Origin of the sequence: Halalkalicoccus jeotgali B3 (genome assembly GCF_000196895.1) — an archaeon.
Taxonomy (GTDB): Archaea; Halobacteriota; Halobacteria; order Halobacteriales; family Halalkalicoccaceae; genus Halalkalicoccus; species Halalkalicoccus jeotgali.
Genome location: NC_014297.1, coordinates 2,538,607 through 2,565,242 on the forward strand (window position 1 = coordinate 2,538,607; position 26,636 = coordinate 2,565,242).

32 protein-coding genes are annotated in these 26,636 nt (G+C 68.0%); 14 read left to right on the top strand and 18 right to left on the bottom strand.

The features are described 5' to 3' along the window. Positions 1-61 precede the first annotated feature (61 nt). The gene (locus tag HACJB3_RS13290) at positions 62-307 is read left to right on the top strand and encodes a hypothetical protein (RefSeq protein ID WP_008416127.1); all 246 of its coding nucleotides are present in this window, start codon (positions 62-64) and stop codon (positions 305-307) included. 40 nt (positions 308-347) lie between these two features. Here HACJB3_RS13290 and HACJB3_RS13295 read toward each other — a convergent pair whose 3' ends face one another. The 3 genes from HACJB3_RS13295 to HACJB3_RS13305 all read right to left on the bottom strand — a co-directional run bounded on the left by HACJB3_RS13295 (position 348) and on the right by HACJB3_RS13305 (position 4,326). Continuing rightward, positions 348-1,235, bottom strand: coding sequence for a sulfurtransferase (locus HACJB3_RS13295; protein ID WP_008416128.1), 888 nt, complete (start codon positions 1,233-1,235; stop codon positions 348-350). An 87-nt stretch (positions 1,236-1,322) separates the two neighbouring features. Next, entirely contained in the window at positions 1,323-3,746 is a 2,424-nt protein-coding gene (folP, locus tag HACJB3_RS13300; RefSeq protein ID WP_008416129.1) for a dihydropteroate synthase, read from the bottom strand. 43 nt (positions 3,747-3,789) lie between these two features. Then, a complete protein-coding gene (locus HACJB3_RS13305; protein WP_008416130.1) occupies positions 3,790-4,326 on the bottom strand; it encodes a gamma carbonic anhydrase family protein in 537 nt (178 codons plus the stop codon). Positions 4,327-4,415: 89 nt separating this feature from the next. On the opposite strand from HACJB3_RS13305, the gene HACJB3_RS13310 reads away from it, so the two are divergent. Then, positions 4,416-4,898 (top strand): pyridoxamine 5'-phosphate oxidase family protein, encoded by a 483-nt coding sequence (locus HACJB3_RS13310; protein ID WP_008416131.1) that lies wholly within the window; start codon positions 4,416-4,418, stop codon positions 4,896-4,898. Positions 4,899-4,931: 33 nt separating this feature from the next. Here the strand turns inward: HACJB3_RS13310 and purH are convergent, their stop codons facing one another. Continuing rightward, on the bottom strand, positions 4,932-6,509 hold the full coding sequence (gene purH, locus HACJB3_RS13315; RefSeq protein WP_008416133.1) for a bifunctional phosphoribosylaminoimidazolecarboxamide formyltransferase/IMP cyclohydrolase: 1,578 nt from the start codon (positions 6,507-6,509) through the stop codon (positions 4,932-4,934). A gap of 166 nt (positions 6,510-6,675) precedes the next feature. On the opposite strand from purH, the gene purB reads away from it, so the two are divergent. Genes purB through HACJB3_RS19650 form a run of 3 tightly spaced genes read left to right on the top strand, consistent with a single transcriptional unit; the run spans position 6,676 to position 9,215 of the window. Next, positions 6,676-8,070, top strand: coding sequence for an adenylosuccinate lyase (gene purB / locus HACJB3_RS13320; protein ID WP_008416134.1), 1,395 nt, complete (start codon positions 6,676-6,678; stop codon positions 8,068-8,070). Positions 8,071-8,094: 24 nt separating this feature from the next. Next, positions 8,095-8,985 carry an ABC transporter substrate-binding protein gene (locus HACJB3_RS13325; RefSeq protein WP_008416136.1) on the top strand — a complete coding sequence of 297 codons (891 nt, stop codon included), beginning with the start codon at positions 8,095-8,097 and terminating at the stop codon, positions 8,983-8,985. Between the two features lie 47 nt (positions 8,986-9,032). Next, positions 9,033-9,215: a hypothetical protein gene (locus HACJB3_RS19650; protein WP_049946396.1), complete on the top strand. Its 183-nt coding sequence runs from the start codon at positions 9,033-9,035 to the stop codon at positions 9,213-9,215. Between the two features lies 1 nt (position 9,216). Here HACJB3_RS19650 and HACJB3_RS13330 read toward each other — a convergent pair whose 3' ends face one another. From HACJB3_RS13330 to dapA, 6 genes are read right to left on the bottom strand one after another with little or no spacing between them, the layout of a single operon-like run. After that, positions 9,217-10,263, bottom strand: coding sequence for a M20 family metallopeptidase (locus tag HACJB3_RS13330; RefSeq protein WP_008416139.1), 1,047 nt, complete (start codon positions 10,261-10,263; stop codon positions 9,217-9,219). Then, complete coding sequence (gene dapF / locus HACJB3_RS13335) at positions 10,260-11,126, bottom strand: diaminopimelate epimerase (RefSeq protein ID WP_008416141.1); 867 nt, start codon at positions 11,124-11,126, stop codon at positions 10,260-10,262. Before dapF ends, HACJB3_RS13330 begins: the two co-directional genes overlap by 4 nt. Next, positions 11,117-12,346 carry a diaminopimelate decarboxylase gene (gene lysA, locus HACJB3_RS13340; RefSeq protein ID WP_008416143.1) on the bottom strand — a complete coding sequence of 410 codons (1,230 nt, stop codon included), beginning with the start codon at positions 12,344-12,346 and terminating at the stop codon, positions 11,117-11,119. The genes dapF and lysA overlap by 10 nt, the downstream gene beginning before the upstream one ends. Continuing rightward, complete coding sequence (locus tag HACJB3_RS13345; RefSeq protein ID WP_008416145.1) at positions 12,343-13,176, bottom strand: 2,3,4,5-tetrahydropyridine-2,6-dicarboxylate N-succinyltransferase; 834 nt, start codon at positions 13,174-13,176, stop codon at positions 12,343-12,345. Before HACJB3_RS13345 ends, lysA begins: the two co-directional genes overlap by 4 nt. Continuing rightward, entirely contained in the window at positions 13,173-13,934 is a 762-nt protein-coding gene (gene dapB, locus HACJB3_RS13350; protein WP_008416146.1) for a 4-hydroxy-tetrahydrodipicolinate reductase, read from the bottom strand. The genes HACJB3_RS13345 and dapB overlap by 4 nt, the downstream gene beginning before the upstream one ends. Further along, entirely contained in the window at positions 13,931-14,842 is a 912-nt protein-coding gene (gene dapA / locus HACJB3_RS13355) for a 4-hydroxy-tetrahydrodipicolinate synthase (protein WP_008416148.1), read from the bottom strand. The genes dapB and dapA overlap by 4 nt, the downstream gene beginning before the upstream one ends. 297 nt (positions 14,843-15,139) lie before the next feature. On the opposite strand from dapA, the gene HACJB3_RS13360 reads away from it, so the two are divergent. Then, a complete protein-coding gene (locus HACJB3_RS13360; protein WP_008416150.1) occupies positions 15,140-15,637 on the top strand; it encodes a LabA-like NYN domain-containing protein in 498 nt (165 codons plus the stop codon). Here HACJB3_RS13360 and HACJB3_RS13365 read toward each other — a convergent pair. Then, positions 15,634-15,816, bottom strand: coding sequence for a hypothetical protein (locus tag HACJB3_RS13365; RefSeq protein ID WP_008416152.1), 183 nt, complete (start codon positions 15,814-15,816; stop codon positions 15,634-15,636). The genes HACJB3_RS13360 and HACJB3_RS13365 overlap by 4 nt on opposite strands. 125 nt (positions 15,817-15,941) lie before the next feature. Here HACJB3_RS13365 and HACJB3_RS13370 point away from each other — a divergent pair, with 125 nt between their 5' ends. The 4 genes from HACJB3_RS13370 (at position 15,942) to HACJB3_RS13385 (ending at position 18,423) form a co-directional block, all read left to right on the top strand. Further along, positions 15,942-16,406, top strand: a complete 465-nt coding sequence (locus HACJB3_RS13370; protein ID WP_008416154.1) for a PUA domain-containing protein — start codon at positions 15,942-15,944, stop codon at positions 16,404-16,406. Between the two features lie 67 nt (positions 16,407-16,473). Then, positions 16,474-17,274 (top strand): hypothetical protein, encoded by an 801-nt coding sequence (locus HACJB3_RS13375; protein ID WP_008416156.1) that lies wholly within the window; start codon positions 16,474-16,476, stop codon positions 17,272-17,274. Positions 17,275-17,320: 46 nt separating this feature from the next. Then, positions 17,321-17,713 (top strand): nascent polypeptide-associated complex protein, encoded by a 393-nt coding sequence (locus HACJB3_RS13380; RefSeq protein WP_008416157.1) that lies wholly within the window; start codon positions 17,321-17,323, stop codon positions 17,711-17,713. Then, the gene (locus tag HACJB3_RS13385) at positions 17,710-18,423 is read left to right on the top strand and encodes a methyltransferase domain-containing protein (RefSeq protein ID WP_008416159.1); all 714 of its coding nucleotides are present in this window, start codon (positions 17,710-17,712) and stop codon (positions 18,421-18,423) included. Before HACJB3_RS13380 ends, HACJB3_RS13385 begins: the two co-directional genes overlap by 4 nt. Positions 18,424-18,436: 13 nt before the next feature. Here the strand turns inward: HACJB3_RS13385 and HACJB3_RS13390 are convergent, their stop codons facing one another. Continuing rightward, positions 18,437-18,715 (bottom strand): HalOD1 output domain-containing protein, encoded by a 279-nt coding sequence (locus tag HACJB3_RS13390; protein WP_008416160.1) that lies wholly within the window; start codon positions 18,713-18,715, stop codon positions 18,437-18,439. Positions 18,716-18,878: 163 nt separating this feature from the next. On the opposite strand from HACJB3_RS13390, the gene HACJB3_RS13395 reads away from it, so the two are divergent. Then, the gene (locus HACJB3_RS13395) at positions 18,879-19,454 is read left to right on the top strand and encodes a magnesium transporter (RefSeq protein ID WP_008416161.1); all 576 of its coding nucleotides are present in this window, start codon (positions 18,879-18,881) and stop codon (positions 19,452-19,454) included. Further along, entirely contained in the window at positions 19,451-20,059 is a 609-nt protein-coding gene (locus HACJB3_RS13400; protein ID WP_008416162.1) for a magnesium transporter, read from the top strand. Before HACJB3_RS13395 ends, HACJB3_RS13400 begins: the two co-directional genes overlap by 4 nt. A 1-nt stretch (position 20,060) precedes the next feature. On the opposite strand, the gene HACJB3_RS13405 is transcribed toward HACJB3_RS13400, so the two are convergent. Genes HACJB3_RS13405 through HACJB3_RS13415 form a run of 3 tightly spaced genes read right to left on the bottom strand, consistent with a single transcriptional unit; the run spans position 20,061 to position 21,922 of the window. Further along, the gene (locus tag HACJB3_RS13405; protein WP_008416163.1) at positions 20,061-21,269 is read right to left on the bottom strand and encodes a potassium channel family protein; all 1,209 of its coding nucleotides are present in this window, start codon (positions 21,267-21,269) and stop codon (positions 20,061-20,063) included. Between the two features lie 40 nt (positions 21,270-21,309). Next, positions 21,310-21,621, bottom strand: coding sequence for a transcription factor S (locus HACJB3_RS13410; RefSeq protein ID WP_008416164.1), 312 nt, complete (start codon positions 21,619-21,621; stop codon positions 21,310-21,312). Between the two features lie 43 nt (positions 21,622-21,664). Next, entirely contained in the window at positions 21,665-21,922 is a 258-nt protein-coding gene (locus tag HACJB3_RS13415; RefSeq protein ID WP_008416165.1) for a DUF5789 family protein, read from the bottom strand. A 119-nt stretch (positions 21,923-22,041) separates the two neighbouring features. Here HACJB3_RS13415 and HACJB3_RS13420 point away from each other — a divergent pair, with 119 nt between their 5' ends. Beyond that, entirely contained in the window at positions 22,042-23,262 is a 1,221-nt protein-coding gene (locus HACJB3_RS13420; RefSeq protein ID WP_368085822.1) for an MFS transporter, read from the top strand. Positions 23,263-23,266: 4 nt separating this feature from the next. On the opposite strand, the gene HACJB3_RS13425 is transcribed toward HACJB3_RS13420, so the two are convergent. Then, on the bottom strand, positions 23,267-24,217 hold the full coding sequence (locus tag HACJB3_RS13425) for a C-terminal binding protein (protein ID WP_008416167.1): 951 nt from the start codon (positions 24,215-24,217) through the stop codon (positions 23,267-23,269). Further along, on the bottom strand, positions 24,214-24,978 hold the full coding sequence (locus HACJB3_RS13430) for an enoyl-CoA hydratase/isomerase family protein (protein WP_008416168.1): 765 nt from the start codon (positions 24,976-24,978) through the stop codon (positions 24,214-24,216). Before HACJB3_RS13430 ends, HACJB3_RS13425 begins: the two co-directional genes overlap by 4 nt. A gap of 86 nt (positions 24,979-25,064) precedes the next feature. Between HACJB3_RS13430 and HACJB3_RS13435 the strand changes: the two genes are divergently transcribed. Then, positions 25,065-25,556, top strand: coding sequence for a DUF5797 family protein (locus tag HACJB3_RS13435; protein WP_008416170.1), 492 nt, complete (start codon positions 25,065-25,067; stop codon positions 25,554-25,556). Here HACJB3_RS13435 and HACJB3_RS13440 read toward each other — a convergent pair. Further along, positions 25,534-26,595, bottom strand: a complete 1,062-nt coding sequence (locus tag HACJB3_RS13440) for a DUF5787 family protein (RefSeq protein WP_008416172.1) — start codon at positions 26,593-26,595, stop codon at positions 25,534-25,536. The genes HACJB3_RS13435 and HACJB3_RS13440 overlap by 23 nt on opposite strands. Positions 26,596-26,636: the final 41 nt, after the last annotated feature.

Consider the following 26,636-nt stretch of genomic DNA (forward strand, 5'->3'; position numbering starts at 1 on the left):
AGAGGGAGACTGGAGCCCAATCGAGCGGTCATGAACCGAGGACGGCGGCCCGGAGCTCGGCGTGAGTCGAGCGTGGCCCCGGTGGGTTCGGATCGCGCTGGTTCTGGCGGTGCTGTGTGCTTCTCACTGGCGTGCCGCTGGCCGGTACCCACGCGTATTTGACGAAACGACGCCCGAAAAGGGCGAGCAGGTCGAAGGATCACTCGGAAAAGTGACCTTCTCGTGTAGCGGCGACGGCGTCCGACTCGCGGAGGTGGCGGTGATTGGCCCCGGCGGCGAGTTCGGAAGCGGCCACACGAGCCAGTAGCGGGTTACGAGCGCGAAAAAACGGGCGGAGTGGTGTGCGTTTACTGGCCGTCGCCGGTCTCGATCGGGGTGCGGATCATGCTGCCCCACTCGGTCCACGAGCCGTCGTAGTTGCGGACGTCCTCGAAGCCAAGCAGCTCGCGCAGCGCGAACCACTCGATCGAGGAGCGCTCGCCGACGCGGCAGTAGGCGATGGTCGACTCCTCGCCGTCGACGCCGGCCTCGGCGTAGATCTCGCGCAGTTCGTCGGCACTCTTGAACGTGCCGTCGTCGTTCAGGATGGTCGCGATGGGGACGTTCGACGCGCCGGGGATGTGGCCCGCACGCTGGGCGGTCTCGTTGAGCCCCTCGGGCGCGATGACCTCGCCGGAGAACTCCTCGGGCGAGCGCACGTCGACCATCGGCAGGCCCTGCTCGATGGCCGTATCGACGTCGTCGCGGTACGCGCGGAGCGACTCGAAGGGGCCGCGGGCGTTGTACTCCTGGGCATCGAACTCGGGTACCTCGTCGGTCAGCGGGTAGTCGTTGTCGACCCAGTAGCCCTTCCCGCCGTCAAGTACCTTCGCGTCCTCGTGGCCGTAGTACTTGGCCTGCCAGTAGGCGAAGAGCGCGAACCAGTTGGGGACCCGACCGCCGCCGTAGAAGACGATCGTGTCCTCTTCGGTGATACCCGCCTCGCCCATCGTCTGCTCGAAGGCGTCCTTCGAGAGGATGTCGCGGGTCTGCTGGTCGGTGAAGTCCTCCTCCCAGTCGAAGAAGATCGCCCCCGGCGCGTGGCCCTCCTCGTAGGCGGTGTACTCCGAGTCCGCCGTGACGGTGGGGTTGTTCACTTCGAGCAGTCGATAGCCCGAATCCTCGCTTTGGAACTCCTCTAAGTGGTCCTCGACCCAATCCGCACTCACGAGCACGTCGTTATCGTAATCGGACATACGCGTGGGCCTACGAGTCCCACCCTATCCATACTTTGGTCAGCGGCCGGATACGTCGCTTCACCACGAAAGACGCAATATTGCCCGCTATCGCTCCCCGTTTGCGGCCTCGACGGTCCGAACCGCGGCGACGTTCTCGGGGACGTCGTGGACCCGGACGATGTCAGCACCTCGCTCGGCAGCGATGGCCGTTCCGGCAACTGTTGCCGCCGTCCGGTTTTCCGGACCTCTGTCGACCCGGTCGAACATCGATTTATGCGAGTGGCCGATCAACACCGGACAACCGAGGGCGTGGAACTCCTCTACCCGCCCGAGGATCTCGAAGCCCTCGCGGGCGCTCTTTGCGAAACCCAACCCGGGATCGACGATGATCTGCTCGCGATCCAGCCCGGCCTTTTCGGCGAGCAGTACCCGCTCTGCGAGGTCGTTGATCACGTCCTCGACCACGTCGTCGTATGCGACCTCCCGATCGGGGTCGACCGGCGCGTCGAGGCTGTGCATCACGATCAGTGGAGCGTCGTACTCGGCGGCGACGAAGCGCATCTCGGGGTCCTCGAGGCCCGAAACGTCGTTGAGGATGTCGGCGCCGGCCTCCATGGCCGCGCGCGCGACCGCGGCCTTGCGGGTGTCGACCGAGATCAGCGCGTCGAGGTCGCTGATTCGCTCGATCACCGGGACGATACGCTCGATCTCCTCCTCGACGGGGACGACGTCCGCCCCCGGCCGTGTGCTCTCGCCGCCGACGTCGATGACGTCCACGTCGTTCTCGACCATCCGTTCCGCCTGCTCGACCGCGTCCTCGACGCGCTCGTACTCGCCGCCGTCGTGGAAGCTGTCGGGCGTGACGTTGAGGATCCCCATTACCGCGGTGCGGTCCTCCCACGGATACCCATAGGAGGTGGGCTCGACGCCGATTCCGAGCGCTTCGCGGACGTTCCGGGCGACCACGGGCAGGCCGTAGGGCTGGCCCTCCAACTTCTCACAGAGGCGTTTGAACTGTGCGAGCGTGCCCATCAACACGACGTCGATGGTCTCCTCGTCCTGGTCGTTGAGCCCCGACTGGGCGCACTCCCCGCCCAGCGAGAGCATCTCCTCCTTCAAGTACTGGGCCTGGCGGCGCTGGACGCGGGTCTTGAGCACGCGGTGGACCGCCTTCCCGCGCATCCGCCAGACGCCCGCCGAGGTGACGTGCGACCCCTCCAGTACCGAACGGGCCTCGCCCAGGTCCCGCACCCGTTTTTCGATCTCCGCGCGCGTCCAGCGCTCGCGGGCCTCCGCGACCGCGAACAGCGACCCCGCGACGAGCACGCAGTCCTCGGGCCCGGCCTCCGAAAGCGCGCGCGAGAGCGCCCCCGAGACCGCCCCGCGGGTTTTCACGTCCTCGACGCCGCGCTCGGCGAAGACGCGCGCGAGCACCTCGCGGTCCTCCGCCCGGTCGAGGTCCGGCTGGGTGCAGACGACGTGATCCGGCGCGGGCAGCGCCGCGGCCATTCCCCTGTGATCCTTCTCGTGCATCGCGCCGACCACAAGGAAGAGGTCGTCGTACTCGAACTCCGCGAGGGTTTCTGCGAGCGCCTCGCAGGCCCCGGGGTTGTGCGCCCCGTCAAGCACCGTGAGGGGTTCCTCGCCCATCACCTCGAAGCGCCCGGGCCAGTGGGCGTTTCTGAGCCCGCGTTCCAGTTCCGTCCCCGAGACGCTCGTCACTCGCCTCGCGAGCGCCGCCGCGATCCCCGCGTTTCGCGCCTGATACGCACCCAAAAGCGGGATCCGGGCCTCGACGTCCCAGCCGGGCCCCGCAAGCGTGACCCGGCTCTCGACGTGGTTCGTCCGTCCGCCGTACGCCACGCGCACGTCGCCCTTGGAGCCGACGGTGAGGACCTCGCCGGCCTGCTCGCGAACGGCCGACAGCGCCTCGCCCTCGGCGGCGGTCACCAGCGGGCCCTCGGCGGGCGCGACGTGGGCCTTATCGCGGGCGATCTCCGCGACGGTGTCGCCGAGGATGCCGGTATGTTCGAGGGTGACGCTGGTGACGGCGCTCGCGACGGGGTCGATCACGCTGGTCGCGTCGTAGCGCCCGCCGATGCCGACCTCCAGGACGGCGACGTCCACGTCCCGGCGGCCGAACTCCCACAGCGCCATTGCGGTCATCACCTCGAAGAAGGTCGGCGCCTCGCCAGCGGCCGCGCGCTCGACGACGTGGGGCTGGACCCGCTCGACGAACGTCGCGAGCGCTCCCTTCGTCATCGGCCGGCCGTCGACCTGCACGCGCTCACGGACGTCGTCGAAGTGCGGCGAGGTGTAGAGCCCGACCGTTAGGCCCGCCTCCCGAAGGATCGACTCGGTCATCTTCGCCGTGCTGCCCTTCCCGTTGGAGCCGGCGATCTGCACGTACTCGACGCCCTCCTGTGGATCGTCGAGAGCGGCCAGGAGATCGGCCGTCGACTCCGTGCCGGGTTTCGGCCGGAAGCGCCGCAGATCGAAGAGGAAGTTCGCGGCGTCGTGAAACTCCATACGGAAGGGTGAAACGGGGCGTGCTTAGGACTGTCGGAGAGCGCTATTCGAACGTTTCACCGGGTCGAACCGTCTCGCGCTCGACGACTTCCGAGCGCTCGGCATACGCCCGCGCGTTCTCGACGTAGTGGTCGGCGGCGAGGGCCGTCCGGTCGTCCTCGTCGAGTTCCTTCACCACGTCGGCGGGCGCGCCGGCGACCAGCGTCCGCGCGGGGACGACGGTCCCCTCGGTGACGGTGCTGTTGGCCGCGACGATCGCCCCCTCGCCGACGGTCGCGTCGTCGAGGACGATCGCGCCCATCCCGACGAGGCTCGCCCGCTCGGTGCGGGCCGCGTGGACGATCGCGTTGTGACCCACCGTCGTCCGGGGGCCGAGGTCCGTTCCCTCGTGGAGGGTGGCGTTGTCCTGGACGTTCGCGCCCTCCCGGAGGGTGATCCGCCCGTGGTCCCCGCGAAGAACCGCGCCGGGCCAGACGCTCGTTTCGGCGTCGAGTACCACGTCCCCGATGACGACCGCGCTCTCGTCGACGTACGCCGAATCGGCGATCTCCGGTGTCGTGCCGTCGAATGACCTGATCATGATCCGAGGTCGAAGGCCGGGCGAATAAACCTTCACGTGTCACGCCGACGCTAAACGACGTTATCGGGTTCGGACGCCTACGGAACGCGATGACACGCGAGGGAACGCGACGGACCAGACCGGAGACCGAAGCGAGTTACGGGATCCCCAGCGACGGGGAGGGGCTGCTCCCCTGGCAGTTCGTCGCCGAGGCGATGGAGGGCGACCGAAACTACTGGGTGTCGACGACGCTGCCCGACGGCCGCCCACACGCGCGGCCAGTCTGGGGGATCTGGCTCGACGGAACCGTTCATTGTGGCGGCGGCGAGCGCACGCGCTGGGCGCGGAACCTCGCTTCGAGTCCCGAACTCGCCGTCCACCGCGAGAGCGGCGAGGCGGTCGTCATCATCGAGGGAACGGCCGAGAGAATCGACGAAAAGAGCGCCGACCCGGAGTTGATCGAGCGCCTCGACGCGGCTTACGAGGCGAAATACGGGATCCGCCACGGGACGCCCTTCTGGGCGGTCCGACCACGGAAAATACTCGCCTGGAACGACTACCCGACCGACGCGACCCGCTGGACGTTCGGGTGAGTCGCGGTTTCGTCCCGGTGGAGAGGGCGGGCCTCAGTCGTGGCGGAACGCCCGGCTCCCGGTGAACACCATCGCCATGTCGTGTTCGTCGGCGGCCGCGATCACGTCCTCGTCGTTCACGGAACCGCCGGGCTGGATCACCGACTCGATGCCGGCCTCGCTGGCTTCCTCGATCCCGTCCGGGAACGGGAAAAAGGCGTCGGAGGCCATCACCGCTCCTTCCGAGTCCTTGCCCTCGGCGTGTTCGGCCGCCTTCATCGCCGCCAATCGGACGGCATCAACCCGACTGACCTGCCCCATGCCGACGCCCACGGTCTCGGTGCCCTTCGCGAAGAGGATCGCGTTCGACTTGACGTGCTTGATGGTGTGCCACGCAAAGAGCAGCGATTCGAACTCAGCACTATCGGGCTCGCGCTCGGTGACGACCTCCAGATCCTCGCGTGCGAGGTGCTGGTCGTCGGCTTCCTGGACGAGTCGCCCGCCCGCGAGGTGCTTCTCGCGCAGTCGGGGCTCGCGCTCCCCGAAGGGGCCGACGTCGAGGACGCGGAGGTTCTCCTTCTCCCGGAGGACCGAAAGCGCTCTTTCAGTATAGTCGGGCGCGACGACGACTTCCTTGAACGAGTCGGTGATCGCGTTTGCAGTACGCTCGTCGCAGGCGCGGTTCAGCGCGACGATCCCTCCAAAGGCGCTCATCGGGTCCGTCGAGAGCGCGTTCTCGTAGGCCTCGCTCACGGTGTCGGCGATGGCACATCCGGCGGGGTTGGTGTGCTTGATTACTGCGGCCGCCGGTTTCTCGAACTCCTTGATCAGACCGAGGGCCGCGTCGGCGTCGTTGTAGTTGTTATAGGAGAGGGCTTTCGCGCCCTCGTTCAGTTGCTCGGCGCCGACGACGGTCGCGGCCTCCTCCGTCTCGTCGGCGTACAGGGCGGCGTCCTGGTGGGGGTTCTCCCCGTAGCGAAGTTCGGTCGACCGGTCCTCGCCCGTAAGCCGCCGGGCCGGGAACCGCTCGTCCGAATCGGCCTCGACGCGAACCCCGTCGTCGTCGACATCGACGGTCCCCTCGGCGACCCAGCGCACCGCACGGGGATACGCGCGGAACTCCGCGTCGTGAAGGACGCGCTCCTTCAGGCTCGCCGCGTCGTCGTCCTCGTAGACCGGAACCGCCTCCTGGGTGACGATCGGCCCCGCATCGACCTCCTCGGTGGCGACGTGTACCGTACAGCCCGTGATCCGGGCGCCCGCTTCGAGGACCTGCTCGTGGGCGTCGGTCCCGGGAAACGACGGGAGCAGGCTCGGATGAACGTTCAGTGTCAGGGGCGCCCCATCCAGGAACTCCCCGGTCAGCACGCGCATGTAGCCGTCGAGACAGACGAGATCGAGGTCGTAGCCATCGAGGGCATCGAGGATTCGGCGTTCGTGCGATTCTCTGGACTCGCCCTCGTCGCGCTCGACGACCTCGGTCGGGATACCCCGATCGGCCGCCGTCTCCAGCACCGGCGCGTCGGCGTGGTTCGAAAGCACGACCGCGAGGTCGGCCCCGCCCGGCGCGCTATCGGCGATGTGCATGAGGTTCCGCCCGCGATTGCTCGCCAGCCCCGCAACCTGTGTCATACGTCGAGGGGCGACCGCGACTCGGAAAATCGTTGCGGTCCGAACGAATGGTGTGTGCACGTTCGCGCAATATAACCGGGCGAAAACGAGAGACGAGGGCGTTTTGTATGCACGGTAGTGGGATAACACCGATACGGTTTTGCGGCGGGCGTCGGTAGCCCGCCGTATGGACGAGGACCACCGTTCAGATCCCCTCTATGCCGTGTCGCCCCTCGACGGCCGGTACGCGACCCGGACGGCGCCACTGGCCCCGTACGCCAGCGAGGCCGCGCTCATGCGTGCCCGGGTGCGCGTCGAGATCGAATACCTGATCGCGCTCGCGGATCTCGACGCGACGCCGGTGGAGATCGATAGAGAGGGACGTAAGAGGCTACGGGAGAGCTACGAGGCGTTCGACCGCGAGGACGCCCGTCTGGTAAAGCGCATCGAGACGGAGGGCTACGGCGAGTACAGCGCGACCAACCACGACGTGAAAGCCGTCGAGTACTTCGTTCGCGAGCGGCTGCCCGAGGGAGTCGGAACGGAGTGGATCCACTTCGGGCTCACGAGTGAGGACGTGAACAACCTCGCCCACCGGCTGCTCCTCAAGCCCGCCGTACGGGACGTGCTGATGCCCGCGCTCCGCGAGGTCCGGGACGCCCTTGTCGAGCTCGCCCGCGAGAATCGGGCGGTTCCGATGCTCGCACGGACCCACGGTCAGCCCGCGACACCGACGACCTTCGGCAAGGAGATGGCCGTCTACGCCGCCCGTCTCGGGCGCGCGCTCGGACGGATCGAGCGGGCCAGCGAGGGGCTGGCGGGCAAACTCGCCGGGGCCTCGGGTACCTACGCGGCCCACGTCGCGGCCTATCCCGAGGTGGACTGGCGGACGTTCTCGAAGGGGTTCGTCGAAGGACTCGACCTCGAACACACATCCCTCGCCACGCAGGTCAACCCGTGTGACGACCTGGCCGAACTGTTCGACGCGCTCAGGGGCGCCAACGACGTCCTGCTCGACCTCGATCGGGACGCCTGGCTCTACGTCTCGGACGGGTATCTCGGCCAACGAACGGTCGAAGGCGAGACGGGCTCCTCGACGATGCCCCACAAGGTCAACCCGATCGACTTCGAGAACAGCGAGGGAAACCTCTCGAAGGCCAATTCTGATTTAACGTTCCTCGCCGACTACGTCACCACCTCGCGGCTCCAGCGCGACCTCTCGGACTCGACGGTGAAACGGAACATCGGCGCGGCGCTCGCCCACTGCCTGATCGGCTACGGGAAATGCGAGACGGGGCTAGGAAAAGTGACGCCCAACGAGGCGGTCATGCGCGAGGAGCTAGAGGAGAACCCGGAGGTGATCGGCGAAGCAGTGCAAACGATTCTCCGACGGGAGGGTCACACCGACGCCTACGAGCGGGTGAAGGCACTGACGCGCGGGCGGCGCACATCTCTCGACGACTTCAAAGAGCTCTTTCGGGAGCTCGACGTCGACGAGCGGACTCGCGAGGAGCTCCTCGCCCTGTCCCCGGCCGGCTACACCGGGCTGGCCGACGAGCTGGTCGACGACCTCAACGGTTAGGAGTCCGCAGAACCCACTCGACGCATGAACGTCGTTTCGACCTCACCCTCGGGAACGGAGATCCTGTGTGCGCTCGGGATCGACCCGGTCGCCGTCTCGCACGCCTGTGACTACCCGCCGCGAGTGAAGGAGCTCCCGTCGATCGATTTCTCCAGAGTGCGCGGCGGGTCGAGCGCCGAACGCCACGACCGCGTTCGGACCGTGAGCGCCGAGGGGACCGTCTACCGCCTCAACGTCGGGACGCTTCGCGACGCCGAGCCCGACCTGATCCTGAGCCAGGAGGTCTGTGGGGTCTGTGCGGTCGATACGACCCTCGTCGACGAGGTCCTCGGTGACTTGGACGGCGATCCCGACGTGGTCGGTCTGCACGCCAACGAGTTGGAGGACCTCTTCTCGTGTATCGAGCGGGTCGGCGAGGCCGTCGGACGCGAGAAACGGGCGGAGGAGCTGAACGCGGCGCTTCGCGATCGATTGGCGGGGATCGAGGCGCGGACCGAGGGGCTGGATCGCCCGCGGGTTGCGGTCCTCGAGTGGCTCGACCCGCCCATCGCCGCCGGCAACTGGGTGCCCGAGCTGGTCGGGATCGCCGGCGGCGAGTACGGGCTCGCCGAGCCCGGCGACCGGACCGTCGAGGTCGAGTGGCCCTCGGTAATCGAGTACGACCCCGAGGTGCTCGTCGCCGCACCCTGTGGATTCGACAGCGAGGCCACCCTCGCCCGAAGCGGGGAGCTGACCGAGCGCGAGGGATGGTCGGGGCTGTCGGCGGTTCGGTCAAAGCGCGCCTACGCGATGGACGGCGCGAGCTACCTCAACCGCTGGAGTCCACGGCTGGTCGAGGCGACCGAGCGCCTCGCGGCCTGCATCCATCCCGAGGAGTTCGGGGACCCCCCACAGGACGTCCCAGCGCTCTCGTAGTGCGGAGCGGGAGAGAGTATATAGCTGTCAGCGGCTATGGATGTGGTATGGAAACTCGAACCATGCAACGGGCGGGGATCGTACTGGTCGCCCTCGCGGTACTCCTGTTGATCGGGCTGTTGCCCGGAATCGCGCTCGTCCCGAACCTGCCGGGGGCGTCGCTGGCGGTCGTTCTGCTCGCGGTCGGGACCCTGTTGATCGGGGTTGCCCGCGAGCGCCGACCCGTGTAGGTCAGCCCGAGAGCGCCTCGGTCAGAATGGTGGCCGCCCGGCGCACCCGCTCGACCCGGACGTACTCGCGCTCGCCGTGGGCGACCGCGCCCGTTTCGTCGGCGAGCACGCCGGGGCCGAAAACGACGGTCGGGGCCTCGCTTGCGAAGTACGACGCCTCCGTCGCGGCGGTAAAGGGACGAACCTCGCCCGCACCCGCCGCCCGCAGCGCCTCGACAATCGGCGAATCCGGGTCGGTTTCGAACGCCTCGAGGAAGGGCGTCTCGCGATCCGTGAACCGGAACTCGGCGTCGAGCCCAGGCACGTGCGAGTCGAGGTGAGCGGCGAGCGCCGCGGCGAACGCTTCGGTCGTCTCGGGCGGGACGCTGCGGCGATCCAGCGTGATCCGGCAGGCGGCTGGCACCTGGTTGGTCGCGGTCCCGCCCTCGATGACGGTGGGGGTGAGTGTCGGCCCGCCGAGCTCGGGATGAGGGTTGGCATCCGCGTCGAACGATTCGAGCGCGACGAGGGCGCGGCCCGCCTCCGAAATCGCGTTCGTTCCCGTCTCAGGTTCGGCGGCGTGGGCGCTTTCGCCACGGACGGTGAGAGTGCCCTGGAACCGGCCTTTCGCGGCGGTACAGACGTCGAGATCGGTGGGCTCGCCGACGATACACCGGTCGAACTCGAGCGAGAGGTGGTGTGCGCCCATCGAGAGCGTCTCCTCGTCGGGCGTGATCGCGAGGGTGAGCGTCCCGTCGGGGTCGCTTTCGAGAAAGGCCGCGAGCATGGCCGAAAGCGGGCCTTTCGCGTCACAGGAGCCGCGTCCGCGGATGGTCTCGCCGTCGCGCTCGAAGGGGACGTGTGGCGAGACGGTGTCGATATGCGTGTTCAACAGGGTGTGTAGAGCCCCGTCGCCCCGGGAGGCGATCACGTTGCCCGCCTCGTCGATCTCGGGCTCGACACCGTGGTCCCGGAGGGTGGTACACAGGAACTCACGCATCGCGGAGACGTTCTCGTCCGAGGGGATCTGCACGGCTCTCTCGAGGAAGGCGATCGGGTCGAAGCTCACGGGGACACCTCGCCTCGACCCTCGAACTCGACGGGCCCGGAGAGGACCGCGGGTCCGTCGTCGGGAACCCGTACGTCGAGGTCGCCACCGGGCGGCGAGACCGACACGCGGTCGCCCTCGACGAGTCCGATCCGTTTTGCTACCGCCGCGATGGCGACCGCACCGGTGCCACACGAGCGGGTCTCGCCCTCGACACCCCGCTCGAACGTGCGCTGGTCGAACCCGCGTTCGCTCGGGCTTGCGAGGTTCACGTTCGCGCCCTCGGGAAAGACCTCGGCGTGACGGATCGGCGGGGCCATCGCCCCGAGGTCAGTCGTCGAAACGTCGTCGACGAAGACGACGGCATGGGGAACGCCCGTGTTCAGCGCCGTCACCTCCCAGCCTTCCACGTCCTCGCGGATCAGGGGCTCCTCGCGTGCTAGCGGGACATCGGCAGGCTCGAAGGAGGGAACGCCCATCTCGATCTCGATCGTGTCCTCGCCAACGCGGGCCCGGCGCTCGCCCGCAGGTGTGTCAATGGCGAACTCGTCGGCTCCGATCCCGCCCGCTCCGCTCGCGGCCTCCGGTCGCTCGCGCGTATCGAGGCGCCGAAGTCGCCTCGCAGCCCACTGTGCCGCACACCGCGCGCCGTTGCCACACATCGCCGCCGTCCCGCCGTCGGGCTGGTACAGCCGCATGCGCACCCGCTCACCCGAAAGCGAGAGGACGAGCACGCCGTCGGCACCGCGGCGGCCGTCGACCTCGATCCCAGTCTCCCGGTCACAGTGCTCGATCGCGAACGCGCCCCAGTCGACGGCCTCGTCGGCCCCACAGATCAAGAAGTCGTTGCCCGTCCCGTGGTACTTCTCGAAGGCTACGACCATGTGACCTCCCGTTCGAGGCGCGTCACGTCCGCGAGGGTCTCGCGGCGGCGGTCGACCCCACTGTTCTCGCCGTCTACCACAACGGTCGCGGGCCGCGGGCGGCTGTTGTACTGGCTCGCCATCTCGTAGCCGTAGGCCCCCGCGTTCCCGACCGCCAGCAGGTCGCCGCGCTCGGGGGCGGGCAGGTCGTACTCGCCGAAGACGTCGCCACTCTCGCAGATCGGGCCGGTCACGGTCGCCTCGACGGTTTCGCGCTCGCCCTCGGCGAGCGACCGGATCCCGTGATGGGCGCCGTAGATGGCGGGGCGTGCCAGCGTCGTCATCCCCGCGTCGACGCCGACGACCAGCTCCTCGCCCGCGGGTTTGACGGTGTTGACTCGGGTAAGTAGGACGCCCGCGTCGGCGACGAGGTAGCGCCCGGGCTCGACGGCGAGGGTGGCCTCGACCTCCCCGAGCGCCTCCCGGGTCGCACGGGCGACCGCCTGTAGATCGAGGGGCTCCTCCCCCTCGCGGTAGGGCACCCCGAACCCGCCGCCGACGTCGACGAACTCCAGGTCGAGGTCGGTTCTTCGAGCTAGCTCGCCCATCCGCGAGACGAGTTCGCGGTGGGCCGCCAGGTCCTCGCCGCTGATCCCGCTGCCCGCGTGGGCGTGGATCCCGACGACGTCGAATCGCTCATCGGCCTTGTCCAGCAGGTCGGGCGCGCGCTCGATGGGCACGCCGAACTTCGCGTTCGCCCCGGTCGAGACCTTCTCGTGGTGGCCCGCGCCGACGCCGGGGTTCACTCGGAGGCAGAGCCGTCCCGAGAACCCGCGCTCGGCGAGCCGATCGATCGTGTCCTCGGCTCCCGCCGTGATCGTCAGTTCCGGGTGGTCGTCGGCGATCGAGACGGCGTAATCGAGGTCCGCCTCGGGCGGGTTGACCGCGGTGTACTGTACGCGCTCGGGGAGACAGCCGGCCGCGAGCGCGCGTTCGACCTCGCCCGCGGAGGCACACTCGATGCCGGCACCGGCGTCCGAAAGCGTCCCCAACACGGTTTTTGCCGTGTTGGCCTTCGCCGCGTACATGACCCGTCCCTCGGGGAAGGCGGCGGCCATGCGGGCGTAGTTCTCGCGGACCCGATCGAGGTCCTGGACGTACAGCGGCGTTCCATGGGTATCCGCCAGCCCCGCCAGTCGGGCGGCGTCCCAGTCGGCGAGCCGCCGTACCGGCGGGTTCATTCCCGAAGCGCCTCCTCGCGGCGCGTCGCGTCGAGGGTCCCGTCCTCGACGTCGAGTGCGACGACTGCGGGCTTGTACGCCCCGCCCTCGAAGAGGTCGTGATCGCCCAGCGAGGACTCGACGTAGCGGGTGAAAGCGCGCCGTTCCGGGGGAAGCTCGCCGTAGAGCACCTCCTCCTCGACGAGGTCGTAGACGGGAATGCGGGGCGTCAGCAGAGTGTTCTCGCCGACGATCGAGTCCTCGCCGACGACGAACCCCGAGGTGACCCGACAGCCGGCTCCAAGGGAAACGCCGTCCTCGACGATCACGGGTGCGTCCTCGACGGGCTCCAGAACCCCGCCGATGAGGGTGTTCGCGCCGAGCTTGACGTTCTCGCCGATCTGGGCACACGAACCGACGGTGTCACAGGAGTCGATGAGGGTGCCACTTCCCACGAAGGCGCCGGCGTTGACGAAACTCGGGCTCATCATGATGCAGTCCGAGCCGACGTAGGCCCCGCGGCGGATCGCCGTTCCGTCGGGCGTGTTTCGAGTTCCCCGCTCGCCGAGATCGGCCGTGTCGCGAAGCGGCAGGACGTCGTGGTAGGTCACGTCGCCGTAGGTCCTCGGATAGGTCTCCCGGAGCCCGAAGTTGAGCAGGATGCCGCGCTTGACCCACTCGTTTGCCTCCCACTCCCCGGAACGTTTCTCGGCGGCTCGGACCTCGCCGGCTTCGAGCGCCGCGAGGAAGGCGTCGAGCGTGTCGAGGTGGTCGGTCGTCGCGGTGTCGGCACCGATATCGTCCCGCCGGTACTGCTCCCACAGGGCCGTGACTTCGGTTTCGAGGCTCATGACTCGCTATCGGGCAGGGTATCGGAAAAGTCGTACCATCCCGGCGAGCGCCCCGCGAGCCACTCGGCGGCGTCGAGTGCCCCAGCAGCGAACACGCCGCGACTCCCCGCGCGATGCGTAAGCCGAAGCTCCTCGTGGTTGCCCGCGAGCAGTACCTCATGCTCCCCGCTGATGTCGCCCGCCCGGCGAGCATGAACGCCGATCTCGCCGGCCTCGCGGGGCGCCTCGCCCTCGCGGCCGTGGACCCGCAGGGAGTCGCCTCTGGTCTCGTCGATCGCGTCGAGCACTCTGTTGGCGGTCCCGCTGGGGGCGTCGCGCTTGCCGTTGTGGTGGGTCTCGGTGAGCTCGACGTCGTACTCCGGCAGGGCGGCGACGGCCTCGCGGACGGCGCTCAAGAGCCCTTGAACCCCGCGGGCGAAGTTCGCCGCCTGCAACACGGGAACTGCCTCGCTCGCCTCGCGCAGCTCCCCGTGCTGGGCCTCGGAGAAGCCGGTGGTGCCGACGACCGCCGGGACGCCCGCCTCGGCACAGTCCCAAACGTACGAAACGCTCGGGTCGGGGAGCGTAAAGTCGATCGCCGCATCGGGTTCGTGTTCTTCGAGCAGCGTTGGGAACTCGCGTGCGGGTTCGATCTCGACCCCGCCGATCTCGCCCGAGGCGCTGTGGCTCACGGCGACGACGTCGTGGCCCGCCTCGCGGGCGGCGTCGATGACCTCGCGGCCCATCCGGCCCGTCGCGCCGGTGACGACCACCCTCATGCTTTGAGTTCGAGTTCGGGCGTCGGTTCGAGATCCGAGAGGAGTCGTTCGAGGTCCTCTCGCACGCCCGCGGAGGCCCGCGAGAGCGGCGACCGAAGGTGCGGTTCACAATGGCCGCGGATCGCCATCGCCTCCTTCACTGGAATCGGGTTCGACTCCGCGAACAGCCCCCGCATCAGCGGGCCGAGTTCGTGATGCAGCGACCGGGCGCGCTCGTAATCCCCTGCGAGTGCCGCCCCGACCATCGCACAGGTGCGTTCGGGCTCGACGTTCGCGACGACGCTGATCGTACCGGTCCCACCCACCGACAGTGTGGGAAGCGTCATGGCGTCGTCACCGGAGAGGACCGAGAAATCGGCCTCGCGTGTCTTCTCGACGACCTCGCTGATCCGCCCGAGGTCGCCGCTTGCGGCCTTGTAGCCGACGATATTCTCGTGCTCCGCGAGCGAGACGGCAGTTTCGACTGCGATGTCCCGGCCCGTGCGTCCGGGGACGTTGTAGATGATCTGGGGCAAGTCGACTGCGTCCGCGATCGTCCGGTAGTGGCGTTCCATTCCCTCAGGCTCGGGGCGATTGTAGTACGGCGAGATCAGTAGCAGGCCATCCGCGCCCGCTTGCGCCGAGCGCTCGGAGAGTTCGAGCGCCTCCTGGGTGTTGTTCGATCCGCTGCCGGCAATCACGGGGACGTCCTCGACCGCGCCGCTTACGGTTTCGACGACTTGGACGTGCTCGTCGTGGGTCAACGTCGCGCTCTCGCCGGTGGAGCCCACCGGGACGAGCCCGTCGACGCCCGCGCGTTCGAGGCGCTGGGCGTCGGCCGCCAGTGAGTCGAAGTCGATGCTGCCGTCGTCGTCGAAGGGCGTCACCATCGCCGGGAAGACGCCGCTGTAGGTGTCGTATGCTGTCATTTCGGTGGTTTCGTGGGTCGATGAGATGGTTAGCGCGCGATCCCGGAGCGGGCCACGGACGGGGTCGCTACCCCCGCCGGAAGCCCCCGTCACGCGCGTTTTTTGAAAAGAGCGCTGGGCGACACGCTGTCGGAACCGGCTCCCGTGCGTGTCGGTCGCGTCATACCCGTATCCGTGCGGTCGGGCCACTTAGCCCTTGCGACCCGAGCGAACGTTGCCGCCCGCCGCCGGTTGATTCCGAAGCGCGATCCATAATCCGAACGAAGCGTTTTATCGTCTCCCCGGCGAGGGTCCGGTATGACGGTCGTCCATCCGAACCAGCGCGTCGCCGTGCTGGTCGACTCACAGAACCTCTATCACTCCGCCCACAGCCTCTACTCGCGGAACATCGACTACTCCGCGCTCCTCGAGGAGGCCGTCGGCGGACGCGAACTCGTCCGTGCCATCGCCTACGTGATCCGTGCGGACTCCCCCGAGGAGGAGAGTTTCTTCGAGGCGCTGATCGACATCGGCTTCGAGACGAAGATCAAGGACATCAAGACCTTCGGGGACGGCTCGAAGAAGGCCGACTGGGACGTCGGGATGAGCCTCGACGCCGTGACGCTCGCCTCCCACGTCGATACCGTCGTGCTGTGTACCGGCGACGGCGATTTCTCTCGGCTCTGTTCGCACCTTCGCCACCAGGGCGTGCGCGTCGAGGTGATGGCGCTCGGTCCCTCGACGGCCGAAGAACTGATCGAGGCGACCGACTCCTTCGTCGATCTGACCGACCGCGAGGAAACGTTCCTGCTCTAAACCGCCCGCCCGTCGCCGGTCGTCCCGACCAGCAGGGAGCCCACCGCGAGCCCCGTCGTCGCGAGGGCCGCGAGTACGATCGGTACCGAGAGACTGAGCATGCCGGTCGCAAACAGGAGCGCCGCGCTGAGGACGAGAAGGGCCCCCCCTGCGATGATCTTGGTCTGATCCGAAGCCATTGGCCCCCAGTATGACGGGGCGCTATATAATTCTCACCAAACACGCCGGATCACACACACCACGGTATCAAGTGACACGCCCGCCGAACGCAGCGTTCTTGTACGGTGCTTGCCACCCTCCTGTCGTGAGCGAACCCGAGGACAGGGGCCGGCTGGTGCGGATCGCCGACTACCAGTTCGGTCCCGACGCGGGCGAGGCGCTGTTTGCGGGCGAGTTGCGTATCGAGCGCTCGAAGTCGGGACGCCCCCGACAGGTCCACGCCCCCGCAGGACGGCTCGTTTCCCTGGGCGGGGACGGTCGCTTCACGCTGGGGCTCGCGGGCGGACGGCGAGTACTCTCGGCGCTTCCCGCGCCCGCGGGCCGGGTCGTCGTCGGCGACGAGTCCGAACCGTTCGTCCGGGAAGGCAAGAACGTCTTCGCGAAGTTCGTCGCCGCGGCGGGCCCGGAGATCCGCCCGGGCGACGAGGTTCCGGTCGTCCACGAGGACGGCGAGTTGCTCGCGGTCGGGCGCGCGGAGCTGTCGGCGGGTGCCATGGACGAGTTCGAGACGGGCATGGCCGTGAAGGTCCGCGAGGGATGCGAGGACTGAACGCCAGCGGCCCGAAAGCATTTGTCGAGCCGGCCGGATCGAACGCCATGTTTCGGCGCGCCGTTCTGTGGAGCGCGGTCGCGGGCATCGGCGCCACGGTCACCGCCGGCTGTCTCGGCCGGAACGACCCGGCATCGGCCCCGTCCGACGGAAGCGAACCCCCGGAGGTCGAACCCTCTCCGGGTCGTGTGGGCTCGCGGCGGAGCCGCTCTCCTCGCGGTTCGCGGACGACGGCGGCACCGACGCCTGTTTCGACGGGGCCGAGCCGTCGCTCGAGGTGGAGAACGAGCGGGACGAGCCGATCGAGGCCGCCGTCGAGATATCGGTCGGTGGGGCCGACGGACCCGTCCTCGCCGAGCGCTACGAACTCGACCCCGGCGAACGCACCGTCGAGCGTCGCGCGCTCCCGGCCCACGGCGAGCGCACGGCGCAGGTGACGATCGACGGCGGCACGGAGAGCGGATCCTGGGAGGAGCCCTCGTGCTATCGCCACGGGATCGGGATCGGTCCCGACGGGATCGGGTTCGGTCTCGTCGAGCCTATGTCCGGGCTGGGTGACACGCAACACGACTGTTACGCTGGCGACGATGCGATCATCAGGATCTACAACGACGGGACCGAACGGACGGTTCGACTGCAGGTGGTGGATCACTGTGCCGGGACGACCGCGGTCGAGACGTTCGGGATGGAGCCGGACGGCGTCGAGAGCGTCCGGGGTGCGATCGTGAACGGGGGCGTCTACGACGTGACGGTAAGCGCCGAGGACGGCGGCGAGGAGACCTTCGAGTTCGCGAACGACTGCGGGGGCCTCTTGGCGAGTATCGACGGGGACGGCGCGGTCGCGATCCGGGAGATGGCGATCGATTGACGGGGCGTTCGGCACGTTTTTCCCTCCGTGTCCCGACTGGCCGGGTATGTTCGGAGGAGGCGGCGGCGGATTCGACCCGCGCAAGATGGAACAGATGATGAAACAGATGGGCATCGAGTCCGAGGACCTCGACGCCACGGAGGTCGTCATCCGCACCCCCGACGAGGAGCTCGTCTTCGCGGATGCCGACGTCACGAAGATCCAGGCCCAGGGCCAGGAGACCTATCAGATCGTCGGCGAACCCGAAACCCGCGAGGCCGGTTCGGGCGCGGACGCGGGCGAGGACGCCGCGATCGAGGACGCCGACATCCCCGCGGACGACGTCGAGATCGTCACGATGCGCACGGGCGCGAGCGAGGACGACGCCCGCGAGGCCCTCCGGGAGGCCGACGGTGATCTAGCGACAGCGGTCGAGAAGCTCGAAGCCGAGCCCAAGTGATCTTACTCACCCACGGCGATCGGGAGTACCTCCGCGAGCCGGGCGAGGAGCTCCAGACCGACCTCGGCGTCGTCGAGATCCCCGACGACGCCCGACCGGGCGACGTTTTAGAGAGTCACCTCGGCGAGGAGTTTCGCGTCCGTCGACTGCGGGGACCGGACCTGTTCAACCACCTCCAGCGCACCGGCGCGCCGATGCTTCCCCGCGATATCGGCCTCGTCCTCGGCGAGACGGGGATCGCCGCCGGCGACCGGGTGCTCGATGCGGGCACCGGGACCGGCGTGCTCGCGACCTACATGGGCCGGGTCGGTGCGGAGGTCATCACGTACGAGCGAAACCCGGAGTTCGCCGAGGTCGCTCGCGAGAACGTGCGACTAGCAGGCGTCACTGATCGTGTCGAGGTTCGGACGGGGGATCTGACAAACGAAGCGGATCCATCGGGGTTCGACGTCCTGACCCTCGACACCGAGGACGCCCCCGACGTGGTCGCGCGGGCCGGCGAACTGCTGGTTCCGGGAGGTTTTCTCGCGGTCTACTCGCCGTTCATCGAAGCCACCCGGGAGGTCGTCGAAACCGCACGCGGGACGCTCTCGGACGTACGGGCCGTCGAGACGATCCAGCGCGAACTCGACGTCGACGAGCGTGGAACGCGCCCGAGTACGGGCCCAGTGGGCCACTCGGGGTATCTGGTGTTCGCGCGCAACGTCTGATTCGGCCGCCGGGCTACCCGTAGACGAGGACCTCGCGCTCGACGGCGTCGATAGTGACCTGATAGCCCTCGAAACCGAAGGAGACGGTGCCGCCGGTTCGGCGTTGGCCGTCGGCTCGCGGGCCGAACAGATCACAGAGCGCCTCGGGGTCGAGGACGTCGTTGAGCGGCCCGATCTCGGCGTGGGGCAACCCCGAGGCTCTCGCGACCGCGTCGATGACGGTGAACGCGAGGTCCTCCCGGTCGTCGTACTCGACTCGATGGATCAGGTCGGGTGGGCTGTTGGCGTTCACGGTGGGGTCCTCCAGGGGCCGGTGCAGTCGTTCGGGATTGATCCAGCTTTCTTTCCTGAGTAAATAACTGTTGTCATTAAAAGGAGTGCTGCCGCTATCGGTCCGGCGAGCGCGCGACCCCCGATCACGGTATCTTTATTCCGTGAGTGCGGTACTACTGGGTATGGTCGAGTGGGACGGTATCCGGCGAATATACCGCGAATCACTCCCCGTACTCGCGGTCAGCCTTCTGGGTGGGATCTTCGCCGGCACCGTCCTCGGCTCCGATCGGATGATCGCCGGGTTCGAGCAGTTCCCCGGGATGTTGCTCCTGTTGCCGGCGTTTCTCGCGACCCGCGGGAATGTCTACGGGGCGCTTGGCGCGCGGATATCGAGCGGGCTCCACCAGGGGCTGATCGACCCCGCGTTCGGGACCGACGAGCGACTGGTCAACGCGGTGGTCGCCTCCTTCGTCAACGGTATCTCGATCTCGGTGTTCATCGGCGTGCTCGCGTGGGCGATCAATCGGGTACTCGGTCGACAATCGGCCGCGCTGATCGAACTGGTCGGAATCACGTTCATCGCGGGCACCCTCACGGCGGTCGTGTTGATCGTCGGGCTGCTCGGGCTGTTGTTCGTGGGCTACGCCCGCGGGATCGATCCGGACAACCTCGTCGGCCCGATCGTTACCACCTTCGGGGACGTCTTCGGCGTCGTGTTCCTCTACGTCGCGATGGTCCTCGTCGGGGCGATAGTATGAGCGCCGACGATCGGATCGACACCTGGAGCGTCCGCTCGATCGTCGTGACGATGATGCCGCTTTTGATCGCGCTGTCGGTCCTCGAGATGGGCTCGGGGTTCGTCCTCGAGACCTTAGAGGAGACGTATCTCGACAACCCCGTGTTGCTCGTCCTCGTCCCGGTGATGATCGGGATGGGTGGGAACCTCGGAAGCGTCCTCAGTTCGCGATTGACCACCCGCTTTCATCTGGGGACCCTCTCGTTTTCCCCCCGGGACGAGGCCCTCCGGACGAACGTCCTCGCCATCCTCGCGCTCGCGGTCACGATCTTCTCGGCGCTTGGGGTCGCCGCGTACGTCCTCGGTCGCCTGCTGGGCGAGCCGATGGGACTGGGGACCCTGCTGACGATCACGCTGTTGAGCGGGATGACGCTCGCGGTGCTCGCAGTCGTCCTCTCGATCGCGGCGGCCTACGCCTCCTATCGGTTCGGGCTGGACCCCGACGACGTGACCATCCCCGTCGTGACCAACGTCTGTGACATCCTCGGCGTGGTGGTGCTCTCGGTCGTCGCGATCGTGGTCCTCGAGGGCGGGACGTCGCTGGCGGCGCTCGTCGGCCTGGGGTGACTCAGGCGCTCGCGAGGGCCCGAAACGTCTCGGCGGAGGTCCGGGTGCCCTTCGCGATCAGCACGTCGCCCCCCTGGAGCTGGGTGTCGGCGTCGGGGACGAGCATCCAGCCCGCCTCGGGGCGGCGCACGGCGAGAACGTTCATGCTGACGTCCGATTCGGGGACCCCGTCGACCAGCGAGGTGTCCTCGATGGCGCTCCCGCTTTCGACGCTCACGCGGACGATGATCTCGTCGCTCTCCTGAACCGCGAGTTCGACGACGGGATGGACGTCGATCTCCCGGAGGATCCCCTCGGAGATCTCGAGGGCCGCATCCGAGATCTCCTCGGTACTAAAGCCCAGATGGAGGAGGCCGCGAAGCGCTACCGGGTCGGGCGCGTCGCCAGCCGCCCGCAGCGTCCACGCCTCGAAGCGCGAGCGCAGCGCGTCGACCTCGACCTCGAGGTTCCGGACCTCCTCTGCGAGTTCGACGGTGTCGAAGAGGATCGACCCGTAGGCCAGATCGACCGCGAGTTCGCTCAGGTTCTTCATCAGGACGATCGAGTCGACCGCCCGATCGAGGTCCTCGATCTCCGAGTCGGCGATCTCCGGCGGGCTGTACTCGACGCCCGTGATCGTCCCGTATACATCCTCGATCCCCGCGTCGGGCCCCCGAAGCAGCGTGACGTCCTCGGCCCGGATCTCGGTGTCGGGGCCGGGATTGAGGATCCACTCGGAGCCCCGCCGGATCGCGATCACGCGCACTCCCGTCTCGGATTCGAGGTTGATGTCCAAGAGCGTGCGCCCGGCGTACGGCGAGTCCTCCTCGACGCTCGCGCGCACGAGCGTCTCGACGGCCTCGGGAAGCGCCGCACGCATCGCACTCGGGAGGCCGACCTCCTCTAAGACCACCTTCGCGATGTCGCCAGCCGCGTCGCTGATCTTCTCCGCACCGCTGACGATCCCCAACACGGGTGCGAGCTTCTCGGCGTCGGCGGGGTTTCGCGCGGCCATCAGCAGGCTCATCCGGGCTCGTAGCTGCAGGACGTCCATGCGCTCTTCGAGCCGAAGGACCTCGGTGGCGATCTCCCCGTTGTTCAACAGCACTGCCGAGTACGACAGGTCGATCAGGTGCTCGGAGGTGTCTTTCATCTCCACGAGCAGGTCCTTGACGCTGACCGGTTCGTACTCGACCGTGGTCGGTGGCGGATCGCCGCGAGGGGGTCCCATGGCCGAGGGTTGATCGGGTGCGTAAAAAGTCCTTGCGCAGCTAGTGGTCGTCCTCGCGCCACTTGTGCTCGCACTCGGTACAGACGAAAAAGCGCGTCTCGCTTTCGTCGGCCGAGCGGATCTGTTGCATATACCAGTACGCCCGGTCGTTATCACACTCGGGACACTGTGCGCTCGTGGTCGGCAGCCCGCTGTTTTCCGCACCCGACTCGATGACCTCGCTTTCCTCCTGGGCGTCGGTGGTCGTATAGGAGGCGCTATCGCCCTTTGGCTGTTCGTGCCCGCAGCCCTTACAGACCCACACCTCGTCTTGGGCCATCATCATCGAACCGCACTCGTCGCAAAATTCCATGCCCTGCCTATCGCATCCAGTCAATTAAGCGCCCCGAATCGCGTCATCCCTCGCCTTCCGACTGGTAGGGCTCGCCGACGGCCTCGCGGGGCAGCGAGTTGTGGAGTTCGGTCTTGAGACCCTCCGCGGAGCGATAGGTGTCGCTGTCCGTCTCGGAGACGAGTTCACCGAGGTTCACCTCGCCGTCGGCCAGCAACACGGTCACCCCGTCGAGTTCGACCGCGGCGTCGTCCCGCGGGATCGGATAGGAGAGAGCCTCCAGTTCGTCGTCGACCCGGCTCAGTTTGACTTCCCGTGTCATGAACCCACATACGTTGGCCGGGGTCTTAGCCCTTCGCCGAACAGTAGGCTGATAGCCACCCCGTCCATAGAACCGGCGTGGCGCTCTTCGAAACCGACCGGCGCATCCTCGCGCTCGCGATGGCCCGGATGGCCGACGGCGTCGGCAACTCCTTTCTGATCATCGTCCTCCCGCTCTATATCGCGAGCGGGATCGTCGAGGGGCGGACCTTCGGGCTCACCGAATCAATGCTCATCGGGATCGTCCTCTCGCTGGTGGGCTTCGTCAGCAGCCTCTCCCAGCCGTTTACGGGCCGTGTCTCCGACAGAACGGGCAGACGGAAGTTCTACATCCTCGTCGGGTTGGGCGGGCTGACGACGGCCAATCTCCTCTACCTCTTCGCGGGCTCGTACCTCTCGTTGATCGCGCTGCGCGCCCTGCAGGGGGTCTCGATCGCCTTCATTATCCCCGCATCGGTCGCGCTGGTCAACGAACTCGCGGGCGCGGGCACCCGTGGGGGGAACATGGGCGTCTACAACACCTTTCGACTCGTCGGCTTCGGCGCGGGGCCGATCGCCGCCGGCGTCCTCGTCAACGCCGGTCCCTACTCGCTGTTCGGCGTTGCCCTGAGTGGGTTCGATGCGACGTTCTACGTCGCCGCCGGGGCGGCCGCGCTGGGTTTGCTGCTCGTCTCCGCACTCGTTCACGACCCGGCGGAGCTCGAACGGGCGGGGGAGGACCTCTCGATCGACGTCTTCGACGGCGACGGTGGGCTTGACCCGGTCTTCACCCTCGGGATCGCCTCGCTCTTTATGGCGATCGGGATCGCGCTGTTTGCGACCCTCCAGCCCGAGATCAACGCCCGCCTCGATCAGGGCTCGACGTGGTTCGGGGTGCAGTTCGCCGCGTTCATCATCTCGCAGGTCTTCCTGCAGGTTCCCATCGGTCGGGCGAGCGACCGCTGGGGGCGAAAGCCGTTCATCCTCGCGGGACTCGTCTTGCTCGTGCCTTCGACGCTCGCACAGGGGCTCGTACTCGACTCGTGGCTCATGTTGGTCGTCCGGCTCACCCAGGGAGTCGCCGGCGCGATGGTCTTTGCACCCGCACTCGCGCTCGCGGGCGATCTGGCGACCGGCGGGGACTCGGGGACGAAACTGTCGGTGTTGACGATGGCCTTCGGTCTGGGGATCGCGCTCGGGCCGCTTTCGGCGGGCTTTCTCGTCAGCCTCGGGTTCGTGGTGCCCTTCGCCGTCGGCGCGACGCTTGCGGTGGTCGGGTTCGTGCTGGTCTACACGCAGGTCGAGGAGACCGTCGGCGCCGAACGCCACGGGGCCGGCTCCGAGCCCGTCCCACAGGACTGAACGGCTAAACCGGGTTGGTCGGCTCCTCGCCCGAAAGCACCGAGAGAACGTCCCGAACCACCGTCTCACGCAGTTCCGCGATCGACTCCTCGGAGTACCACGCGACGTGAGGGGTGAGGACCACGTCCTCCAGACCGAACAGCGCCGACTCTTCTGGGGGCTCCTCGGGCATGACGTCGAGGCCGGCGCCGGCGATCCCGCCGTCCTCGATGGCCGCCGCCAGCGCCGTCGTGTCGACGACCGCTCCACGGGCGGTGTTTACGAGCACCGCGTCATCCCGCATGGTCGCAAAGGCCTCGTCGTCGAGCAGTCCGTGGGTTTCATCGGTCAGGGGTGCGTGGACCGAGACGACCCGTGACCGTTCGAGCAACTCCCCGAACCCGACCTTCTCGACGCCGGCCTCGGCGAGGTCCTCGGCCGAGCGGTAGGGATCGTACGCGAGGTACTCGAAGTCGAATCCCGACGCCTTCGCCGCGAGCCGTTCGGGGATCGACCCGAAGCCGACGAAGCCGACCGTCGCGCCCTGCAGGCGGTTGATGGGCCTGCCGACCGTCCAGTCCCACTCGCCGTCCGTGATCCGGGCGTCGAACCGGGCGGTCTCCCGTACACAGGAGAGGGTCAACGCGAGGGCGTGCTCGGCGACCTCGTCCTGGCAGTAGTCGGGGACGTTCACGACCGGGACGCCGTGGTCGGCGGCGGCCTCGCAGTCGACGGTATCGACGCCGATACCGTACCGGCCGACCACATCGAGGTCCAACTCCTCGAAGACCGTCCGGGTGATCGGCGCGAACTGGACAAGCAGGGCGTCGGCGCCGACTTCGCGGGCGGCCTCGATGACCGCCTCGGGATCGGCGGCGGCTGCACTTTCGATCTCGACGCCGGCCTCCGCGGCGAGTTCGCGCTCGACGTCGAGATCGGGAAAGTCGAAGTCGGTGACCAGAACTGTCGAGTTCATTCGAACTCGGGATCGCGCTTCTCGACGAACGCCGCCATCCCCTCGCGCTGGTCGTCGGTGCCAAAGAGACCGCTCCAGAGGCGTTTTTCGTACTCCAATCCCGACGACTGGGGCCCCTCGTGGACCTGATTGAGCGCCTCCTTCGCGGCGGCGAGCGCAAAGCGGGGTTTCGCAGCGAGTTGGGCGGCCATCTCCTCGACCACCGAGTCGAGTTCCGCCTGGGGGACGACCTCGCCGACCAGTCCGATCTCGGCGGCCGATTCGGCATCGAGCCGTTCGCCAAGAAAGACCATCCGCCGGGCGGCAGCGTCCCCGACCAGCCGGGAGAGACGCTGGGTGCCGCCCCAGCCCGGGACGATCCCGAGGTCGATCTCGGTCTGGCCGAGGACGGCGTTCTCGCTCGCGACTCTGAGATCGCAGGCCAGCGCGAGTTCACAGCCACCGCCGAAGGCATACCCGTTGACCGCGGCGATCACGGGTGCGGAGTGGGTCGCGAGTCGGTCACAGATCCGGTGGCCGAGTTCGGCGTAGGCCATCGCCTCCTCGACGGAGAGCGTTTTCATGTACTCGATGTCCGCGCCGGCGACGAAGGCGTCCTCGCCCGCGCCGGTCAGGACGAGCGTGCGGGCGTCGTCGGTCTCGTCGAGGACGTGATCGAGCGCTTCGAGGGTGTTGACGTTGAGCGCGTTGAGGCTGTCGGGGCGGTCTATGGTGATGGTGGCGACGCCGTTTTCGCGTGTGATGGTGACGTTCTCCGTCATGGGCCCGAGGACGACCCCCGTCGCCCTAAGCGTTGGCCAATCGGAGAACGAACGAATAACGTATCACCTCCCCGTAGCGTCGGGCAATGACACTCTCGGAGGAGGCAACGGAGCGTCTGGCCGACATCGTCTCGCTCCAACCGACGAAGAACGGCGAGCTACAGGAACGGTGGGGGCTCGAAAGCGGTAGCGATGTCCACCAGTACCTCGAAAACGAGCTCTCTGCGTACTACTACCGCGACGAGAACAGCCTCATTCGGGCCACCCCCGACGCCGCAGACCTCGTCGACGTCGACCCGGGCATCGAGGGCGGCGAGGAGGGCACGGTCATCCGCGTGCCCGAGCTACAGGGACAGGTCTTCGAGGTGCTCGCCGGCCCGGAGGAGCGTTCTCAGAGCGTGGTTTCGGTGCTACAGGACCTGCGCGCCGAGTTCGGGATCGATCCTGAGGCGGGGGAGGTACGCGCTGCGCTCCAGAGTCTGAAGCGAAAGGGGATCGTCGAGGTCGAGTACCGGACCGTTCCGACGTTCCGGAAGACGGCCCCCCGAGAGGACGTCACCGTCGAGACCCTCGAGTAGCCCCCGTCGCCCGCGAGCGCGCCCGCTTCCGACGGCGTTCGAGCACCCTCCGCACTCCCCGTCCGGGCCCGCCCTCGACGGGCCAGCCTCTCGTGCGCCACGCGGGCGGTTCGGGCGAGAAGTCGGGACACGACCCCGAGCACTCCGCAGCGGTCTGCTCGCGGCATTTTGCCCCACAGTGGGGCACGAGCGCCTCTCCGTCGATCCGGCCCTCGAAATGTCGGCAGTCCGGGCGCATGGTGTCGATATACGACCGCCAGCCCCGCTCGTAGGCCCGTTCGGCGATTTCGAGGCGTTTTCTCGCTTTCCACTCGGGCGAGGCGTACTCGAAGCGGGCCCCGGAGCGGTCGAACTCGCCCTCTGACGGGCGCTCGACGATGCGGGTCCCCGGGTCCTCGACCGCGAGCCGGCGGGGGTGCCAGCGAACGCTCGCCTCGCCCCCCGAGAAGACGAGGATCCCGGCCTCGACGGGCAGGTCCTCCAGCAGCGCGGGTTCGATCCGCTCGCCCGTCGCGCGGGTGGCGACCCAGACCTCGTCCGCGAGCGCGAGTGCGACGTCCCGCTGTAGCTGATCGGAGAGCGCCCGGGCCGCACCCGCGTCCAGATCCGGTTTGTTCTCGATGGCGATCACGCGCGAGCACCACTCGGGGTACGCGAACCGGCGCCGTATCTCGATGCGATTGGCCCGCTTTCGGACGTCGAGAATCGCCCTCCTATCGGCCTCGTGGATCGACTCCCGTACGTAGCGCCACGGATAGCCCGGGTCGGGCAGCGCCTCCCGATAGTAGACCCACTCAGTGGGGGCGTTCCGGACGACGAAAAGGAGATCCGAATCGAGGCGCTCGTGGCCAAAGCGCGAGCGGCGGTCGAGTCCCTCGGGGTCGACCTCGAGGACGATCGTATCCCAGCGCCGGCTTCGGGTACCGAGTTGGCGCGAAATCACGGCGGCGGCGTCACCGTCGGGCGGCCACTCCCGCTCGGCCCACCGACAGACCCGGAGTTCGAAGCCGAACTCGTGGTCGATCCGCTCGCACGCCATATGCGGGGCTCGGGTCGGACCGGCCTAAGTCGTTCGAATCC